Annotated in this window: 14 protein-coding genes; 10 read left to right on the top strand and 4 right to left on the bottom strand. The window is 67.8% G+C overall.

What is annotated here, in order from left to right; translation table 11 throughout:
* The first annotated feature begins 336 nt into the window (after positions 1–336).
* The 3 genes from MYA_RS20775 (at position 337) to MYA_RS20765 (ending at position 4,442) form a co-directional block, all read left to right on the top strand.
* Positions 337–2,874, top strand: coding sequence for a penicillin-binding protein 1A (locus MYA_RS20775; RefSeq protein WP_148278586.1), 2,538 nt, complete (start codon positions 337–339; stop codon positions 2,872–2,874).
* Between the two features lie 556 nt (positions 2,875–3,430).
* A complete protein-coding gene (locus tag MYA_RS20770; RefSeq protein ID WP_011882177.1) occupies positions 3,431–3,760 on the top strand; it encodes a DUF4148 domain-containing protein in 330 nt (109 codons plus the stop codon).
* 277 nt (positions 3,761–4,037) lie between these two features.
* Positions 4,038–4,442, top strand: coding sequence for a lysozyme inhibitor LprI family protein (locus MYA_RS20765; protein ID WP_011882178.1), 405 nt, complete (start codon positions 4,038–4,040; stop codon positions 4,440–4,442).
* Positions 4,443–4,451: 9 nt separating this feature from the next.
* On the opposite strand, the gene MYA_RS20760 is transcribed toward MYA_RS20765, so the two are convergent.
* Positions 4,452–5,099, bottom strand: coding sequence for a response regulator (locus MYA_RS20760; RefSeq protein ID WP_011882179.1), 648 nt, complete (start codon positions 5,097–5,099; stop codon positions 4,452–4,454).
* Positions 5,096–7,189 (bottom strand): PAS domain-containing sensor histidine kinase, encoded by a 2,094-nt coding sequence (locus tag MYA_RS20755; protein WP_014724917.1) that lies wholly within the window; start codon positions 7,187–7,189, stop codon positions 5,096–5,098. Before MYA_RS20755 ends, MYA_RS20760 begins: the two co-directional genes overlap by 4 nt.
* Positions 7,190–7,496: 307 nt before the next feature.
* Between MYA_RS20755 and MYA_RS20750 the strand changes: the two genes are divergently transcribed.
* The 5 genes from MYA_RS20750 (at position 7,497) to MYA_RS20730 (ending at position 12,997) form a co-directional block, all read left to right on the top strand.
* Positions 7,497–7,961 carry a universal stress protein gene (locus MYA_RS20750; protein WP_011882181.1) on the top strand — a complete coding sequence of 155 codons (465 nt, stop codon included), beginning with the start codon at positions 7,497–7,499 and terminating at the stop codon, positions 7,959–7,961.
* 339 nt (positions 7,962–8,300) lie between these two features.
* Positions 8,301–8,807 carry a cupin domain-containing protein gene (locus MYA_RS20745; protein ID WP_014724916.1) on the top strand — a complete coding sequence of 169 codons (507 nt, stop codon included), beginning with the start codon at positions 8,301–8,303 and terminating at the stop codon, positions 8,805–8,807.
* 151 nt (positions 8,808–8,958) lie between these two features.
* The gene (locus tag MYA_RS20740; protein ID WP_014724915.1) at positions 8,959–9,990 is read left to right on the top strand and encodes a DedA family protein/thiosulfate sulfurtransferase GlpE; all 1,032 of its coding nucleotides are present in this window, start codon (positions 8,959–8,961) and stop codon (positions 9,988–9,990) included.
* An 840-nt stretch (positions 9,991–10,830) separates the two neighbouring features.
* Positions 10,831–11,706 carry a hypothetical protein gene (locus MYA_RS20735; RefSeq protein ID WP_011882185.1) on the top strand — a complete coding sequence of 292 codons (876 nt, stop codon included), beginning with the start codon at positions 10,831–10,833 and terminating at the stop codon, positions 11,704–11,706.
* Between the two features lie 355 nt (positions 11,707–12,061).
* Positions 12,062–12,997: a universal stress protein gene (locus MYA_RS20730; RefSeq protein WP_011882186.1), complete on the top strand. Its 936-nt coding sequence runs from the start codon at positions 12,062–12,064 to the stop codon at positions 12,995–12,997.
* Between the two features lie 464 nt (positions 12,998–13,461).
* Here MYA_RS20730 and MYA_RS20725 read toward each other — a convergent pair whose 3' ends face one another.
* Positions 13,462–13,872, bottom strand: a complete 411-nt coding sequence (locus tag MYA_RS20725) for a hypothetical protein (protein ID WP_011882187.1) — start codon at positions 13,870–13,872, stop codon at positions 13,462–13,464.
* A 613-nt stretch (positions 13,873–14,485) separates the two neighbouring features.
* Between MYA_RS20725 and MYA_RS20720 the strand changes: the two genes are divergently transcribed.
* Positions 14,486–14,740 (top strand): DUF3562 domain-containing protein, encoded by a 255-nt coding sequence (locus MYA_RS20720; RefSeq protein WP_011882189.1) that lies wholly within the window; start codon positions 14,486–14,488, stop codon positions 14,738–14,740.
* Between the two features lie 172 nt (positions 14,741–14,912).
* Positions 14,913–16,712 carry a methyl-accepting chemotaxis protein gene (locus tag MYA_RS20715; RefSeq protein ID WP_014724910.1) on the top strand — a complete coding sequence of 600 codons (1,800 nt, stop codon included), beginning with the start codon at positions 14,913–14,915 and terminating at the stop codon, positions 16,710–16,712.
* A gap of 43 nt (positions 16,713–16,755) precedes the next feature.
* Here the strand turns inward: MYA_RS20715 and MYA_RS20710 are convergent, their stop codons facing one another.
* The gene (locus MYA_RS20710) at positions 16,756–17,730 is read right to left on the bottom strand and encodes a sigma-54 interaction domain-containing protein (protein ID WP_041494138.1); all 975 of its coding nucleotides are present in this window, start codon (positions 17,728–17,730) and stop codon (positions 16,756–16,758) included.
* Between the last annotated feature and the right edge of the window lie 232 nt (positions 17,731–17,962).

Raw genomic sequence — 17,962 nt, 5'->3', positions numbered from 1 at the left:
GCGCCGCCGATCGGCGCGGCACGCGCGCTGAATGCGGCGAACGGGCTAAACCAGCTAAACCCGCCGAAAGCGCCGAAAGCGCCGAAAGCGCCGAAAGCGCCGAAAGCGCCGAAAGCGCCGAAAGCGCCGAATCCGCCGAATCCGCAGGCAGCACCGACCGCGCCCGCTTGCCGTCTCCCCGACGCATAGCGCAGCTTCCCACTGCGCACACCCGCCTTTTTCGACAAGAAATCACCCGCGGAACCCCGCCAAACGGGCGCCGCCCGGAATTGCGCCCGACTTTTGGTACGATGCAGCCTTTCCAGCAGATCCCCCACCCGCGTGAATCGCCGAAACGTGTCGTCAGTGCGTGAGCTCCTTGCCAAATGGGCCGCGCGCGCCCAACCCGTCGCGGCCGCTGCCGCCGTGCCCGTCAAGCGCGTACTGGCCAGCGCCTGGCGCCATCTCCGCCATCCGACGCGACGCGGCGCGTTGCGCGCCGCCGCCGCCGTGCCCGTGCTGTTCCTGCTCTACGTGCTCGCGCTGATACCGTTTACGCCGGGCATCGGCGACATCCGCAAGGCGCGCGTCGATCAGCCCGCGCAGGTGCTGTCCGCCGACGGCAAGGTGCTCGCGGAATTCAAGCCGTCGAACCGCGAATGGGTGTCGCTCAAGCAGATCTCGCCGCACATGGTCGACGCGCTGATCGCGACCGAGGACCATCGCTTCTACGAGCACCACGGCCTCGACTGGAAGCGCACCGCGTCGGCGGCGCTCCATACGTTCTCGGGCGATCGCCAGGGCGGCTCGACGATCACGCAGCAGCTCGCGCGCAACCTCTATCCGGACGAGATCGGCCGCGCGCCGACGCTCACGCGCAAGGTAAAGGAAGCGATCACCGCGCTGAAGATCGAGGCCGTGTACAGCAAGGAGCAGATCCTCGAGACCTACCTGAACACGGTGCCGTTCCTGTACAACGCGTACGGCGTCGAGATGGCCGCGCGCACCTATTTCGACAAGTCGGCCGACGAGCTCGACGTGCTCGACGCCGCGACGCTGGTCGGGATGCTCAAGGGCAACAGCTACTACAACCCGGTGCTCAATCCGGAGCGCGCGCTGCAGCGTCGCAACACGGTGCTCGCGCAGATGGTGAAGTACGGCAAGCTGTCGGCGGCGCAGTTCGCGCAGTTGCAGCGGCGGCCGTTGCGCATCGACTTCGAGCGTCAGAAGGAGCCGCCGGGGCCGGCGCCGCACTTCGCGCAGCAGCTGCGCAAATGGCTGATCGGCTGGGCCGACCGCAACGATTACAACATCTATTCGGATGGGCTGATCGTGCGCACGACGATCGATTCGCGGCTTCAGCAGATCGCGACGCAGGCGCTGACGCAGCAGGCGAACCAGCTGCAGGGCATCGCGAACAATGCGTGGAGCGGCAGCGACGGTTGCGGCACGGACAACGAGGTGTTTCGCACCTTCATGCGCGAGTCGCCCGAATACAAGGCGGCGCAGGACGCCGGCAAGAACGACGCGGCCGCGATGAAGCAGCTCGCGGCCGACCGCGGCTTCATGCGCGCGCTGTGCAAGGCCAAGACCGACGTGCAGGCCGGTTTCGTCGCCATCGATCCGCGCGACGGGCAGATTCGCGCGTGGGTCGGCAGTCGCGATTTCACGAGCGAGCCGTTCGATCACGTCGCACAGGCGCGGCGTCAGCCCGGCTCGACGTTCAAGCCGTTCGTATATGGCGCCGCGTTCGCGAGCGGGATGACGCCCGACGACACCTTCATCGACCAGCCGGTCGAGATTCCGCTGAAGGGCGGCGAGATCTGGCGGCCCAACGACGATGTGCCACCGTCGGGCAAGCCGATGACGTTGCGCGATGCGCTCGCGCTGTCGCGCAACCGGATCACCGCCCAGGTGATGGAGAAGGTCGGCCCGGCGGCCGTCGCGCGGCTCGCACGCGACATGGGCGTGCGCGAAAGCCCGCTCGAGCGCGTGCCGTCGCTTGCGCTCGGCACGAGCCCGGTGACGCTGAAAGAGATGGTCGCGTCGTACGCGACGATCGCGAACGGCGGGCTGTACACCGAGCCGCAGATGGTGACGCGCATCGAAAACCGGCAGGGCGACGTGCTGGCCGAATACGCGCCGGCGCCGCCCGAACGCGCGCTCGACGGCGAAACCGACAAGACGCTGCTCGACGTGATGCGCGACGTCGTCACGCGCGGCACCGGCAGCAGCATCCGCACGCGTTTCGGCGTGCGCGGCGACGTGGCCGGCAAGACCGGCACCACGCAGGACAACGCGGACGGCTGGTTCATCCTGATGCAGCCGGGACTGGTGGCCGGCGCCTGGGTCGGCTTCGACGACGGTCGCGTGACGCTGCGCAGCGACTATTGGGGGCAGGGCGCGCACAGCGCGCTGCCGATCGTCGGCGAGTTCTTCCAGCGGGCGCAGCGCGCGCGGATCGTCGATGCGAAGCTGAAATTCGATACCGAGCCGTCGCCGGGGTGGTTCGCGTCGGTGCGGGAGCGCGTAACCGACCTGTTCGACGGCTGGTTCGGACCCGAGCCGAAGAAGGCGCCGACGCGCATCAGGACGCAGCGTATCGAGCGGCAACCCGACGCCGACGCCGATGCGGCCGCGGCTTCGGCGGCCTCTGCAGCATCGGCGCCGGAGGCTGCGTCCGGCGGCATCGTCGAGCAATGGATTCCGGCATCCGAGGTGGCCGCATCGGCGGCTGCGATATCGGGCGGCGCGTCGCAAGCACCGGTCTTGCCGCCGCCGGCAGCCGGCAGCGCGGGGAACGCGGGCGGCGCCGGGCCGGGTGCGGCATCGGGCGTCGCGCCTGGGTCGGCGCCGGCGCCTGCGTCGCCGGAGAGCGCCAGCAGTTCGCAATGAGCTTGCGATCGGCTGTCGCGCCTGGGGCGATGCCTGGGTCGGTATCACCGGCAATCCGCAGTAACCGGACGTTCGGTTTTCGCGCTATGCTGCCGTAATCACGTTGTCACGACATTTCGCGCGGCCACGCCGCGCCTTTCCGGTGCGGCCCCATCACCGATCACGTCGCGCTCGCGCGCGACGAGGTGCCGCTTCGTTTCGATATATACGGATGCAGACGACGCTGCGTGATCCCGCGCAGCAGCAGTCCTGTTCGATCGCTTCCGGTCCGTGCGCCAGCGCGATGACGAAGCGCCCGTCGCAACCGAGCACGGCGCCATGTCGGCAGCGACGCGCACGAGGTCTGACGAACGCGCTTACCGACCGCGATTGCGCGCGAATGTGCGGGTAATCATCTGAAGATTCCGCTGAAACGCCCGAGATTGTACAGATGCCGTCAACAGTGAATTTGCGATTTAAGTATTTACCCTGATAGTCGCGCCTCCTAGACTTCCACTCATGCGCAACGACTACCGAGTCCGAAGCGCCCGACAAAACAATCTGGAGGTAACGCATCATGAAATCGCTGATCCAAGCAGTTGCATTGGCCGCGCTGGTCGCCGCACCGGTCGTGTCGTTCGCTCAATCGAACCAGCAGCCGCTGACGCGTGCGCAAGTGCGTGCGGAACTGGTCCAGCTCGAAAAGGCCGGCTACAACCCGAACGACTGGATGAACTATCCGGACAACATCCAGGCTGCGCAGGCGAAGATCGCCGCTGCTCGCGACACCGGCGCACAGGCTGACGTCAGTGGTTACGGTGCCAACCCGGTCGCGACGTCGCAGTCCGGTCGTCGCGCAGTCGTGCCGGTCGCGACCGATCGCTCGTCGGTCTACTTCGGCCACTGAGCCGTTCGTCGCCACGCGGCCGCCGGCCGCCGCGCCGGCTGCATCGACAAACCCGCACTCGCCCTGAGTGCGGGTTTTTTCATTTGCGCGGCCGCGGCGTGCGCTGACAACCGGTCGCGCGTGCGCTAGGATCGCGGTCGGTATCGACGCGGCGGTCGGCGGCGCAACGCGCTTGTCGCCGGCCGATTCGCGACGCCGCGCGCCGAGGCGCGGCGGGCACCAGCAACACGCCCGGCACCACGTTCCACGACTTCAACGAAAACAAACAGGAGCATCCATGCGTGTCCCGACCGGTCTGCTGTGCGCGCTCGCGCTGACGGCGAACCTTGCCCATGCCCAGACGAACTGCGCCGATGCGGCGGATCAGGCCGCGATGACGGCGTGTGCCGACCGCGCGTACAAGAAATCCGACGCGGAACTGAACCGCACGTATCAGGCCGTCACGGCGCGCCTGCGGGATGCCCGGCCGCTCGCCGACAAGCTCGTGAGCGCGCAACGCGCGTGGATCGCCTACCGCGACGCCGAGTGCAGCTTCTCGAGTGCGAACGCCGAAGGCGGCAGTGTGTACTCGATGGTCGTGTCGACCTGCCTAGACGATCTGACGAAGACGCGCACCGAAACGCTGAAGGGCTATCTGTCCTGCGAGGAAGGCGATCTCGCGTGCCCGGTGCCGGCGCGCTGAAAGCGCGCTCTAGACGTCGTCCGCTTCGTCGAGCAGCTTGTGCCGCATCGCGTAGCGGACCAGCGCCGCCTCGTGCGGCATCTGCATCTTTTCGAGGATCCGCGTCTTGTAGGTGCTGACCGTCTTCGCGCTCACGCATAGCGACTGTGCGATCTCGGTCAGCGTCTGGCCGGCCGCGATCCGGCGGAACACGTCGAACTCGCGATCCGACAGCCGCTGATGCGGCAGCGTCTCGGCCGGCTCGTTCAGGCTCTGCGCGAACTGCTCGGCCATCGTGAGGCTGACGTAGACGCCGCCCGTCGCGACCTTGGTCACCGCGCCGACCAGCTCGGCGCTCGCGCTTTCCTTGGTCAGATAGCCCGACGCTCCCGCACGAAACGCGCGCACCGCGTATTGCTGCTCCGCGTGCATCGTCAGCACGAGCACGCGCAGCGCGGGTTTTTCGTCCTTGATCTGCTTGATCAGCTCGACGCCGTTGCGGCCCGGCATCGACAGGTCGAGCACCAGAACCTGCGCGGGCGTCGAACGGACCAGCGCAATCGTCGACGGGCCGTCGCACGCTTCGCCGGCCACTTCGAATCCGGTGGCGTTCTGCAGAATGTGCCGCAGACCGTCGCGCACGAGCGTATGGTCGTCGGCGATGAGCACCTTGATCATGTGAGGGTGTTTTCCTGTTGAACAGCGCCGAGCGGGAACGCGACCGTGATCGAGAAGCCGCGCGCGAGCGCGGTGTCGATCGTCACGCTGCCGCCGAGCATGTGCGCGCGTTCGCGGATGCCGATCAGCCCGAACGATTTGTCGTGCGCGGGGCCGCCCGGCGGCGCGCCGCGGCCGTTGTCCGCAACGCGCAGCACGCAAAAGCCTTCTTCGATGTCGAGCCGCAGCGCCACGCGTGTCGCATCCGCATGGCGCGCGACGTTCGTCAGCGCTTCCTGCACGATCCGGAACAGCGTGGTCGCGCCCGTGCTCGTGAACGCGATGCCGCCCGTTTCGATGGTGCGCTCGACGTCGATCCCGTAGCGGTTGGTGAAATCGTTCGCGAGCCACTCGATCGCCGGCACGAGGCCGAGGTCGTCGAGCATCACGGGACGCAGGTCGGCGGCGATGCGCCGAACCGACGCGACGGTCGCGTCGATCAGCCGGCGCATCCCGTGCAGGTGCGACAGTACGCCGTCGTCGGGCTGCGTGTGGCCCTGCGCGCGCAACTGCTGCTCGACGACCGACAGATCCATCTTCAATGCGGTGAGCTGCTGGCCGAGGTCGTCGTGCAGCTCGCGCGCGATGCGCGTCTTTTCTTCTTCGCGCACGTTCTGCAGGTTCGCCGACAGTTCGCGCAGCTCCTCGCGCGATTGCTTCACCGCGTTCTCCGCGCGCAGCCGTTCGGTGATGTCGCGCAGCATCACCGTATAGAGCTTGCCCGACGCGTCGCGAATCTGCGAGATCGACGCCTCGATCGGGAATTCCTCGCCGTTGCCGCGCAGCCCGAACAGCACGCGCTGACGACCCATCTGCCGTTCCGAGACGCCCGTCACGCCGAACTGGTCGACGTGCTTCGCATGCGCGGCGCGGAACCGCTCGGGGATGAAGCGCGACAGCGGCGCGCCGATCGCCTCCATTGCCGACACGCCGAATACCTGCTCGGCCATCGGGTTGAAGATCACGATCGTCTGCTTCTCGTCGATCGTGATGATCGCTTCCATCGACGAACGGATGATGCCCATCATCCGCGCCTCGTTCAGGATGCCGCGGCTGTTCGCGCCAGCATCCGCGCCGCCCGCGCGGCCGCGCAGCAGCGCATGGACCAGCGCCGCGAACGCGATCGACGCGATCAGCCCGGCTGTGAGCACGATGCCCGCCGCGCGCTGCGCGCCGGTCGCGCTCGGACGGCCGTCCGCGGAATAGGCCAGCGTGAGCAGCGTGCCGCCGAAATTCAGCTGGTCGGTGCGCTGCATCAGGTCGGGGGACGCCATGGCCTCGTCGGTCGTCGTTTCCGCGCTCGCGATCGGATGCGGATTGTCGCCCGCGCTGATGCGCAGATCGAGCCCGCGCTCCGCGTCGAGCGCGCGCTCGACCAGCCGATTCGGGTTCAGTTCGGCGAACAGCACGCCGTCGGCGTCGGCTGGCGTGGCGGCCGTCCGGGACGCGGCCGCGGCGCGCAGAAACAAGGTGAGGGTGCGCGCATCGCGGGACGTATCGCTGTCGGCGGGATGAATGCCGAGCGCGACGTCGCCGTTGCGCAGCGCGCGGGCGAGCGGCGCCTGATCGAACGAGCCGAAATGCACGTCGGGCGCGTTGGACGCCGGGGCGCTGAGTGCGGCGACCGCGAGCGGACCGTCCGGCATCGGCGCATGGCCGGCGAGGGCGCCGAGTGCTGCCGGCGACAGCGGCGCGTAGCCGATCAGCCGGACCGGCGAGCGGCCGCTGTCGAGATCGAGCGTGTCGACGTACCGGCGCCATTGCTCGGGCGTCATCTGCGGCGCGAGCGCGAACGCGCCACGCGCGCCTTCGAGCACGGCGACGCTTGATTGCAACTCGTGACGCAGCATCGCGCTCACGTGCGAGGTGCGACGCTCGAAGCGTGTATGGACGGCGCCTTGCCACTGCTCGCGAACGAGCAGCGCGACGCCGAGCGACAGCGCCGCGCCGGCGAAGAGTGCAACGACACCGGCCGCGAGCGGCTGGCGTAAAAAGCTTGGCGAACGCGTCGGGCCTCGGGCGTCACGCGGCGGGGTTCCACTGGCGGTCATTCGATAGCCATTCAGATGTCGGGGTTGCCCGTGGCACGGGGCAATGCGGCAAATCCGGAAAAAACTCGCACCGGCCGCGGACGGCGTCTATTTTGAAGGTGAAATTGTGCGCGTTTTGCACGTATTTTGTAATAGGGGCCAGCCAAAAAACCGACGCGAGGCGTCGCGACGGGCGTCGCGGCGGCGTTTGACGCGGGTCAAGCGGAGGCTCGGGCCCACACGGCAGACTGTTCGGCAGGCGAGCCGGCATCGGGCCGGCCCGCGATGACGGGCGCGCTACGCGCGTGCCTGCTCGGAGGAAAAAACCATGTACAAACGGATTTTCGTCGGGCTCGACGGCAGCCCGAGCGCGCGTCTCGCGCTGAACGAGGCGATCCGGATCGCGGCGGCATCGGGCGGCAACGTGACGTGTGCGTACGTCGTCGAACATCGGCCGCAACTCGTCGACGTCGATGCGGGCTTCGCGGCCGAACACGACGGCGATGCGGCGGCGGCCGACGCGGCGACGCAGGTGCTCGACGACGCGAAAGCGGTACTCGCGCAGCATCGCGTGCCGGGCACCGTGCGCGCGCTCGACGCGTACGGCGACGACATCGCCGCGGTGCTGATGCGCACGGCGGCCGAAGCCGACGCCGATCTGATCGTGATGGGCACGAGCGGGCGGCATGGCCTGCGCCGGCTGTTGCTCGGCAGTGTCGCGGAATCGCTGCTGCGGGCGGCCGATCGTCCGGTGCTGCTGGTGCGGCAGCAGAGCGCCGCTCCGGGCGCCTGACGCGGCGATGCGGGCCGCGCAGGGTCGCTCGTGGAGGGCGGGCGAGCGTGTGCTGCGTTGCACGAGCGGCCCCGTGAGGCGCTGCGGTGGGCGGCGGACCGACGGCATGCTCGTCCGCGGGCCGCCTGCGCTCGTTGCCGATCAGCGGCGTTGGCGCAGCGGTTGCGTGTCCGCGGGAATTTCTGGCAGGATCGGCACGGGTTCGCCCGGGCTTCGTCGGCAGGCGGCGTCCCGCGCGCTCGCGTCGCCGTTTGCATGGCGGCGGCAGGTGGCGCGGCGGTGGCCCATTGCCATCCTGCGTTGCCAGCCCGATTCCATCCTTCATCGACTTCATCCACCATGCCGATCAGCGCCGCCGACTTGATTCGCCAGTTCAATCTGCAACCGCATCCCGAGGGCGGCTATTTCCGCGAAACCTACCGCGCCGCCGATGCGGTCACGCGTGCCCCCGACGGCGCGCCGCGCGCGGCGTCGACGGCGATCTACTACCTGCTGTGCGATGGTGCGTATTCATCGTGGCACCGGATCCGTTCGGACGAGGTCTGGCATTTCTACGCAGGCGACCCGCTCGAGGTGTGGGTGCTTGACGAGCACGACGGGCTGACGATACACCGGCTCGGCAACCCGCTCACGCATCCGGGCACCGTGTTCCAGGCCGTCGTGCCGGCCGGGCGCTGGTTCGGTGCGCGGTGCGCCGCGCCGGAGCACGTCGCGCTGGTCGGCTGCACGGTCGCGCCGGGGTTCGAGTTCTCCGAGTTCGAGCTGGCGGACGCGACCGCGCTGGCCGCCGCGTTCCCGCAGTACGCGGAACACGTCGCGGCGCTCGCGCAGCGCCGCGACGCCTGACGGCGCCCGGTACGTTCCCGGCGGCGCTCGGCAAACCCGTTTAGAATGCTCGGTGGTGCAGGATCGGCCGCGGACGTGCCGCGGCGATCGCTGCCTGCCGTATCGACGGCCGCCCCGTCGCACGGTCCGCATGTCTTCCAGGAGCGCCGCCGTGTGGCACTTTCCCGTTGCGATTCCCTCGTCACTCGGCCCGTGGGCCGTGTTTGCGAGCGTACTGATCACGCAGCTCGGCGTGCCGGTTCCGGCCGTGCCGATGCTCATCCTCGGCGGCACCATGGCGGCGATGGGGCAGGCGTCGTGGGCGAGCATGTTCGCGGCGGCGATCGGTGCAACGATGCTCGCCGATTCGCTGTGGTTCTTCATGGGCCGCACGCGCGGCCGGCGCCTGCTGAACGGGCTCGTGCGTTTCTCGCTGTCGCTCGACACGACGCTGCGGTTCGCGCGTAACGTATTCGAACGCTACGGCGCGCCGCTGCTCGTGCTGTCGAAGTTCCTGCCGGGCCTCGGGCTGGTTTCGGCGCCGCTGCTCGGCACGACGGCGATCGGCATCGGCGTGTTTCTGTTCTGGGATCTTGCCGGCGCGTCGTTGTGGGCCGCGTTCTGGCTCATCGGCGGTGCAGCGGTACACGACCAGATCGTCCAGTTCGTGCTGTGGGTGCGCGCGAGCGGCGGCACGATCCTCGATGCGTTTCTCGCGATCTTCATCACGTTCCTGCTGTACCGCTGGGTGCGGCGCGTGCAGTTCCGCCGCTACCTCGCGCAGGTGCGCATCTCGCCGCCGCAACTCGTCGAGATGATGACGTCGAACGAGCCGCCGCTGATCTTCGACGCGCGCCCGCGCGCGATTCGCGAGCGCGAGCCGTACCGGATCGCCGGCGCGGTGCCGGTCGATCTCGATTCGCCGGATCTGCTCGATCCGGAATTGCTGAAGCGGCCGATCGTCGTCTATTGCGTGTGCCCGAACGAGGCGACCGCGAAGCGGCTGATCGCGAAGATGCAGCGCAAGAAGATGATCCACAACGTCCGCGCGCTGAAGGGTGGCCTCGATGCGTGGGAAAAGCACGGCTATCCGGTCGAACCGCTACCGGCGGATGCGGATGCGTCGCGGTATTTCGTGCAGCCGGACCACCATGGCGCCGCGCTCGCCGGCGAATACACGGTGCGGGCGACGTTGTCGAAGTGAGGCGGCGGCGCTCGCTTCGTCTTTCGTCGCACGTATGTCGGTGACTTCGGGCGCGATTCTTCATATTCGGATTGCGTTTTACCCGGCAAGCAAGAACGTCGATTATTTCTTATCAGAAGTATTTCCCGGCAAGTCGCAGCGACAAACGTTGATCGCCGAAGCTGTTTGATCATCTCTGACACTGTGGTTTGCCTGCTTTCTGTTACGCTCACGCACCGTGAATAACACCATATCAATTGCGGATGCGCTGGGCCGATGAAACATTGCGACGCACGCGGAAAAACCATCAACGAAACACGATGGCGAACTCCCGAATCTGCGTAATCCCGAGACAATTCCAGAATGATCGATTCAAATCGGCACGCGCCCAGATACGGGAATCCCGCCTGGCGTCGCAACAGCGCATCGGCCGGGCGCGCATTGACAGATCGCCACTATTTCGGCGACTTGCGATTCGAGCACTCGCTCGTCCACCGCACCGTGTAGCCGCGCCTGGAGCACACGGTGACCGATCGGCCGCCCGCCGTAGCCCGATGTACCGCTACGCAGCCGGTGCGATCGATGCGAACCTCCCGGCACCGTTGATGATCGCTACACCGGCTCGTTCGCTACGCAGCGATCACGCGCGGTCGGTTTATCGGCGGCACGCGATACGAAATCGATAATGCGATCACCGAAGGCCGCCACCCGGACCGGTTTCGACCGCGTAACGATACGGCGGTGGTGCGACGTTTCAGCGGACTAAACGAAGCACAAATACCAGTCGATCAATGCGGCAGTCCGCAACCCATCTTTACCAAAAAAGTCCCGACAACTACGGGAATACATGAGGCCAATACCATGAAAACATCCATTCGTTTGCCGGCCCTGTTGGCAACTGCACTCGTCTCGGCGGCACTGTCTGCGTGTGGCGGCGACGGCGTGAATCCGATGAGCGCCGGCGTTGCCGGTGCGGCGTCGTCTCCGGCGCCCGTAGCGCCGCAACCTGTGCCACCAGCTGCCCAGGCGGCGTGTCGGCCGGCCGGCAAGTTTACGTACACGGGTTCCGCGTCGCAAATCGCGGCGAATAACGGGCAGTTCGCCGTCGTGACCGTGCCCACGCTGCCGCCCGCATATGCGAACAACCGCAACTTCACCGCGCCGAATGCGCCGGCGTCGAGTCTGGTTCAGCAGGCAAGCGGCGCGTTCACCACGCTCGCGTCGTCCGCTGCGGCGACCGACTGTCTCGGTCTCGATCACGGCGCCGTGACCGAGATCCAGAGCAGCGGCACCGACGTTGCGATCGGCCGGTGGAACCAGGCGATGGACACCGACGGCAACACCTATACCAGCACGCAAGGCGTTCATTACGCCGTCGGTACGCCGCTGGCGTTGACGGCGACGAGCGGTACGCTCGCCTGCACGCAACTGCTCGCGGATACGGTCGCGAGCGACAACGGCGGCGCGTCCGGCACGCTCGGCGCGACTACGGCTACGCTGGATCTCGGCGCACGCACGCTCGACAACCTGCGCCTGTCGCTCAACGTCGCAAACACCGCGTACACGCTGACGTACGCACAAGCACCGTTGAACGGGACGTCGAAAACGGGGCAGCTGTCGATTCAGTCGGTCGTCGTCGGCCACGATGCGACGCAGCCGCTGGTCGCCGTCGGCTACGCGGGCTCGGTGCCGAATGCCGGCGGTATCGGCGGCGTGGTCGTGCTGGCGTGCAAGTGAAGTGACGGGCGCTGCGCGCCGATAGTGCGGATTCCGGCCGCGCTCGCGATCGGCCCGGTGAGGGGCGTGCCGCTCGGCATCGCGTATGCGATGTTCTACGCGAACCGCGCGAGCGCATCCGCGCCGACGAAGCCGTAAGCGGACCGGTGCGCACCGGCGACGGCCCGCGGCCGCATTGATCACGATCATGCGTGCGCGGGCCGGACGTCATATGCTGTCGAAATCGCTTGTCCGCGCTTCGCGTGCGCAGCCGTCGATTCGTGCGACCGCGCCGGCGGTCCGGCCGACGTGCACCGCCGCCGCGCGAAGCATCCGTCGTCGCTCCCGACGACGTGCCCGCGAGGAGACCGCCGCCATGCCATCCACCCCATCCATTCCGACGCTCGCCAGAATCGCATTGGCCGTCGATCCGACGCCCGAGGCGCTGTCGGCCGCCCGCTACACGCGCACGCTGCTGCGTCCCGGCATGCAGTTGCGCATCATCTGCGCGATCGACAATCCGCGCCTCGTGCTGCCCGACATCCCGCGCGTCGACGCGCTGCTGACATCGGCGCGCGAAGAGATGACGCGTGAAGCGCAGGCGACGCTCGCGCGCATTGCCGCGTTGTTCGAAGACAGCGGCGTGGCCGTCGAGCAGGCGATCGTCGATACGTCGGTCACCGGCGGTACGGTGGCCGATGCGCTCGCGAGCGACACGTCGGCATGGCAGGCCGATGTGCTCGTGGTCGGCGCGAACCCGCACCACGGCCTGCTGAGGCTGTTCGAAGGCGCGGTGTCCGATACGCTCACGGCGCGCGCGCAGTGCGCGCTGCTGATCGTGCCGGCCGGCTATGCGCGGCCGTCGGACGGGCCGCTGCAGCGGCTGATGTTCGCGGTCGACGGCAGCGAGCCGTCGCTGCACGCGGTACGCGTCGGGCTCGGCTTCGCGGCGCCGACGACGTTGCTGTACGCAGCCTATGTCGTCGACCGCGCGATTCGTCTGACGGACATCGTGCCGGTGCGCGCGCTCGAGGACGCGTATCGCGCGGAAGGCGAGGACGCACTCGCGCGGGTCGGCCCGCTGTTGCATGCCGCGGGAAATCCGACCAAGCGCGGCATCGTCGAAACGCGCCCGACCAGCGACGACGTCGCGCACGCGCTGATGCGGGATGCCGTGCACTGGCGCGCGGAGCTGCTCGTCGTCGGTACGCATGGCCGCCGCGGCATCGCGGCGTGGCTGATCGGCAGCGTCGCGCGGCGCATTGCTCATGTCGCGCAGGTGCCGGTGTTGCTGGTGCGAGGCGCGGCGTAAAGGATTGGCCGCGCCGCGTGCAAGGGCGATGCTTTCGTCGACCTGCGGTAGAAACGACGCGTGCTTTCTGTAAGATATTCGGAATAGTTGCGCACGCGGCGTGCGTCGTGTCGTGCGCTCGTCACGCCGCGATTCGACGCGTCGGATGCGGCGCGCACGATCCGGCGAGCATCTGGGGCCGGTTCGATTCGTCCGCTTTCCGGGGTGCGGCCATGCAGCGCGTAGCGCGCGATCCCGTCAGGGACTCTCTGGCACGAGGGTAGGCAGCCTGCGGCTGCCTTGGATAACGGACGGGGTGGAGTTCACCCCGTCCGCTTTCCTGGCCGCGTGCCAACGGCTTTTCTCGCAGGTATGGTCTGGTTCGATGTCGCGGTGTGCAACGGCGGATGATGGTGCGACGTGGAGCGATGCATCTGCGGCCGCGGCTCGGTCATGCGACGCCGCCGACGTCGGCGCTCAGTCGCTCATGCGGCACGTAGCGTTCGCTGATCGCGCGCGCGGCGCGTACGCCGGCATGCACGCATGCACCGATGCATCGCATGCAGGTGCGCACGCGAGCCCGGCCGGCGATCGCGCAGATGCGGCCAGCCGGGGCGCGGCTTGCGGCGCGGCATCGTGACGATCGGCGCGGGCGCGGCGGTCCGCACGCACAGCGCCGCCGCAAAGCGCTGCAACGCGCGCACCGAACCGGCAATGCTCTGGTACTTTTCGCGGCCGATCTGCGCATCGAGCGTGACGAGCAAGCCCGCTTCACGGGCGAGCGCGAGCAGCGCGTCGAGATCCTCGTACGGACGATTCCCGGCCGACCCCGCGGGGCCGGGCAGCGCGCGCGGGCGCCGCAGTGCGTCGCGGGCCCGGATCGTGCGATATGTCATGGTTGGTCTCCTGCGCCGGACCCCGCGTGCCGGCTCGATGGCCGGCTGCGCGATGAACGGTATGAACGCTTGGTTCATGACGTCAGTATCTTCCGCCTGCACGGCGTTGCCAATCGGTGCGTGCTGAAGTCGCTGTAGGCCGATGCGCGCCGGCTATCGGAATCCACTGACAAGTGCGGCCGATGCACGGCCGCCGATACCGCTCGAACCTGCATCTCGCGGCCGTGACGGGCACGGGTCGTGCGGCCTCGTCGTGCGGCCTGTCTTGCCCGTTCGAACTGACGAATGGCGGTCTGCACGCGTTGCTTGACGCGGCATTTCGGCCCGTCTAACTTGCTCGGTGTATCGCTGTCATCGCGACGGTTCATCGTCGGCGCGATCGCACGATATCGCGTCCTCGGGGGGACGTGGTCATGCTTCCGGTTGCTCGCGGCCAGTTGCGCCGCGAATCTGCGCGCGTATCGATCCTTCGAACGGTCGGCACGGCGGCACGCAAGGTGCCGTTGACCGCGCGCAAACCCGCATCGGCGCATCGCACGCCGGGCGCGCGTCCAGTCGTTAATCTTCAGGTAGTGCCCTTGATCTTCGTTCCTCGACCCGCCAGGAGCCGTCGATGTCACCCGACAATTTGCTTGATTCGCTGAAGGCCGCCGCCGCGCAGCGCGCGATCGACGCCGACCAGCTGCGCACGATGCTCGACGACGAAGTGCGCGCGCTGTCCTCCGATGCGCGCGTGCACGATTACATCCACGTGTTCGCGATCCGCCATCTGCGCGAACGCATGCGCAGGCAGGACGAACTCGAGCGCGACGCGTCGTCCGGCACGCGACGCAACGAGTCGGACAGGAGCAGCAGCCGGCATCCGTGACGCCGATGCGCCGCCGGATGCCGGCGGCCCGCTCGCGCATGGGCGAGCGCTCGCGCGATTCGCCACACGTTTGCGAATCATCACGACAACCTCAAGTAAACCGCGCAATTGCCGTATACCAGGTGAACTGGTCCACTGCGCGTTCGCGCTTCCTTACTGAGTCGTTGCTGCCATGCTCTCGTCCATCCGCACCCGCATTCTTGCCGCGTGCGTCGCAATCGTCGTATTTGCACTCGTCGCCACCACGCTCATCAACTACTTCATCGCGCGCTCGTACAACGACGATGCGATCGATCGCAACCTGACATCCGTCGCGAGCGGCCACGTGGTCGGCATCGGCGACTGGGTCGCGACCAAAAGCCGGATGATCGCGTCGCTGCAGGATGCGGCGCTGTCGCCCGATCCGCTGCCGGTGTTCAAGCAGATGGCCGCAGCCGGCGGCTTCACTAACGTGTACGCCGGCTATGCGGACAAGGTGTACCACTTCGCCGACCCGACCGGCATTCCGTCCGACTACGATCCGACCGTGCGGCCGTGGTACAAGCAGGCCGCGCAGGCCGGCAAGCCCGTCGTCACGCCGCCTTACGTCGACGCGGGCACCGGCAAGCTGGTGGTCTCGTTCGCGGTGCCGATCCTGCGTGACGGCGTGCTGAAGGGCGTCGTCGGCGCCGACGTCGGCATGGACAGCGTGATCGCCAACGTGAAGTCGATCCACCCGACGCCCGCGAGCTTCGGGATGCTGGTCGACAGCAGCGGCCACGTCGTCGCGCATCCGGACACGAAGCTCACGCTGAAGCCGGTCGCCGACGTGTCGTCCGAACTCGGCGGCATGAGCGCCGCGTCGATCGCGACCGCCACCGCGCCGGTCGAAGTGCATGTCGGCGACGACGCGAAGCTGGTGCGCGCGCAGGCGGTGCCCGGCACCGACTGGTATGCGCTCGTGCTGCTCGACAAAGCGGAAGCGACGGCCGGCATGCGATCGCTGCTGACCGCGTCGCTGATTACGCTGGTGGTGATCGTCGGCATCGCGTCGGTGATCATCGGTGCGATCACGACGACCGCGTTTCGCCGGCTCTCGCAGGTCCGTCAGGCAATGGCCTCGATCGGTTCCGGCACCGGCGACCTGACGCAGCGCCTGCCGGCCGAAGGCCGCGACGAGGTGTCCGACATCGCGCGCTCGTTCAACAGCTTCGTCGACAAGCTCAACGACGTGATGCGACAGATCCGCGACGCGAGCGAATCGGTGCGCACGGCCGCGAACGAAATCGCTGCGGGCAATCAGGATCTGTCGTCGCGCACCGAATCCGCCGCGGCGAGCCTCGAGGAAACCGCCGCGTCGATGGAGGAAATCACCGCGACGGTCGGCCAGTCGGCGGCTGCGGCCACGCAGGCGGACGAACGCGCGGCATCGGCGTCGCGGATCGCGTCGCACGGCGGCGTCGTGGTGTCGGACGTCGTCGCGACGATGGGCAAGATCGAGGAGGCCTCGGGACGGATCGGCGACATTATCGGCGTGATCGACGGCATCGCGTTCCAGACCAACATCCTCGCGTTGAACGCGGCCGTCGAAGCCGCGCGTGCGGGCGAGCAGGGCCGCGGCTTCGCCGTGGTCGCGCAGGAAGTGCGCAGCCTCGCACAACGCAGCGCGCAGGCCGCGCGTGAAGTGAAGGTGCTGGTCGAATCGACGGTCGCGAGCGTGTCGGCCGGGTCGGGACAGGTGCGGCAGGCCGGCGACACGATGCGCGAGATCGTCGCGAACGTCGCCAACGTGACGACCATCATCTCGGAGATCACCCATGCGGCCAACGAGCAGACGCGCGGGATCCAGGAAGTGAACCGCGCGGTCACGCAGCTCGACGAAATGGTCCAGCAGAACGCGGCGCTCGTCGAGCAGTCGACCGCGGCCGCCACCGCGCTGCAGACGCAGGCGAACGCGCTCGCCACGACGGTCGGGCAGTTCAAGATCGCCTGACCTTCCTCCGGTACGCGGTGCGGCCCGCCGCGCGCGGCCGCGCTCACGCGTGGCCGTCGTCGCGCATCAGCGCCAGCCGGTTGTAGAGCGTTTTCAGGCTGATGCCGAGCGCCTTCGCGGCGCGCGGCTTGTTGCCGTCGAAGTGATGCAGCGTTGCGGCGATGAAGCGCTGCTGCGCATGGTGCAGCGTCGCACCGATCGGCAGCGCGATGCGGTCGTTCGACGTGTGCTCGGGCGGCATCGCCAGCTTCGGCAGCGCGAGATCGATCCCGTCGTCCGCGAGGATGTACGCGCGCTCGATCATGTTGTGCAGTTCGCGCACGTTGCCGGGCCACGAATACGCGCGCAGCGCCGCGATCGCCGCATCGGTCAGCTGCTTGTGCGCGCGGTTGCGCGCGTTCAGCGCCGCGACGAATTCATGCGCGATCGCCTCGGCGTCGCCGCTGCGCTGCCGCAGCGGCGGCACATACAGCGCGAAGGCGGCGAGGCGGTAGAACAGATCCTCGCGCAAGCGGCCGGTGCGCACGGCTTCCGCCGGATTGTGACGCGTCGACGACAGCACGCGCACGTTCAGTGCGATCGGCTCGCTGCCGCCGACCCGCATGATCGTGTTCGACTCGAGCGCGCGCAGCAGCTTCACCTGCAACGCCGCAGGCATTTCGGCGATTTCGTCGAGCAGCAACGTGCCGCCGCACGCCGCTTCGAAAAAGCCTTCGCGCCGCGCGACCGCGCCGGTGAAACTCCCTTTCTCGTGGCCGAACATCTGCGCGTCGGCGATGTCGGCCGGAATGGCGCCGCAGTTGACCGGCACGAACGGTCCGTCCCGGTGCGCGCTGAGCGCGTGCAGACACCGCGCGACGATATCCTTGCCGACCCCGCTTTCGCCCGCGATCATCACGCTGGCGCCGGTCGGGGCGATCCGCTCGATGCGGTCCTGCAATACGCGTACGGCAGTCGAGCGGCCGGACAGCCGCGATGCATCGCCGCGTTGCTTTGGATGGACATTGAATTCAACCATGACTGTCAGAGCGCGCGCCGTTTTGAAAATCGGCGTCGCGCATTCCGTCGGTTGCAATATCTACATCGACAACGGAATGGCCGTCGCAGTGCCGCGATATAGAAAATTTCAATGTGCGGCGTGTGGCCTCTAGAAATATCCGATCGCATTACGGCGATCGGGATCGTTGCTTTTTTACAGTCGACGAATGCAAATTCGTCAGACATTTGTAGGGCCGGAGGCCTGCGCGCAC

The sequence above is a fragment of the Burkholderia sp. KJ006 genome, from assembly GCF_000262695.1.
GTDB lineage: Bacteria > Pseudomonadota > Gammaproteobacteria > Burkholderiales > Burkholderiaceae > Burkholderia > Burkholderia vietnamiensis.
The sequence above is the reverse complement of the archived record's forward strand: the minus strand, read 5'-3'. Positions and strand labels throughout refer to the sequence as shown.

What these genes read in the sequence shown, in the direction of transcription:
- MYA_RS20745 (WP_014724916.1), top strand. Translation starts at nt 8,301, where the DNA reads ATGCCGATCAGCGCCGCCGACTTGATTCGCCAGTTCAATCTGCAACCG.
- MYA_RS20715 (WP_014724910.1), top strand. Translation starts at nt 14,913, where the DNA reads ATGCTCTCGTCCATCCGCACCCGCATTCTTGCCGCGTGCGTCGCAATC.
- MYA_RS20770 (WP_011882177.1), top strand. Translation starts at nt 3,431, where the DNA reads ATGAAATCGCTGATCCAAGCAGTTGCATTGGCCGCGCTGGTCGCCGCA.
- MYA_RS20760 (WP_011882179.1), bottom strand. Translation starts at nt 5,099, where the DNA reads ATGATCAAGGTGCTCATCGCCGACGACCATACGCTCGTGCGCGACGGT.
- MYA_RS20730 (WP_011882186.1), top strand. Translation starts at nt 12,062, where the DNA reads ATGCCATCCACCCCATCCATTCCGACGCTCGCCAGAATCGCATTGGCC.
- MYA_RS20725 (WP_011882187.1), bottom strand. Translation starts at nt 13,872, where the DNA reads ATGACATATCGCACGATCCGGGCCCGCGACGCACTGCGGCGCCCGCGC.
- MYA_RS20710 (WP_041494138.1), bottom strand. Translation starts at nt 17,730, where the DNA reads ATGGTTGAATTCAATGTCCATCCAAAGCAACGCGGCGATGCATCGCGG.
- MYA_RS20765 (WP_011882178.1), top strand. Translation starts at nt 4,038, where the DNA reads ATGCGTGTCCCGACCGGTCTGCTGTGCGCGCTCGCGCTGACGGCGAAC.
- MYA_RS20755 (WP_014724917.1), bottom strand. Translation starts at nt 7,189, where the DNA reads ATGACCGCCAGTGGAACCCCGCCGCGTGACGCCCGAGGCCCGACGCGT.
- MYA_RS20735 (WP_011882185.1), top strand. Translation starts at nt 10,831, where the DNA reads ATGAAAACATCCATTCGTTTGCCGGCCCTGTTGGCAACTGCACTCGTC.
- MYA_RS20750 (WP_011882181.1), top strand. Translation starts at nt 7,497, where the DNA reads ATGTACAAACGGATTTTCGTCGGGCTCGACGGCAGCCCGAGCGCGCGT.
- MYA_RS20720 (WP_011882189.1), top strand. Translation starts at nt 14,486, where the DNA reads ATGTCACCCGACAATTTGCTTGATTCGCTGAAGGCCGCCGCCGCGCAG.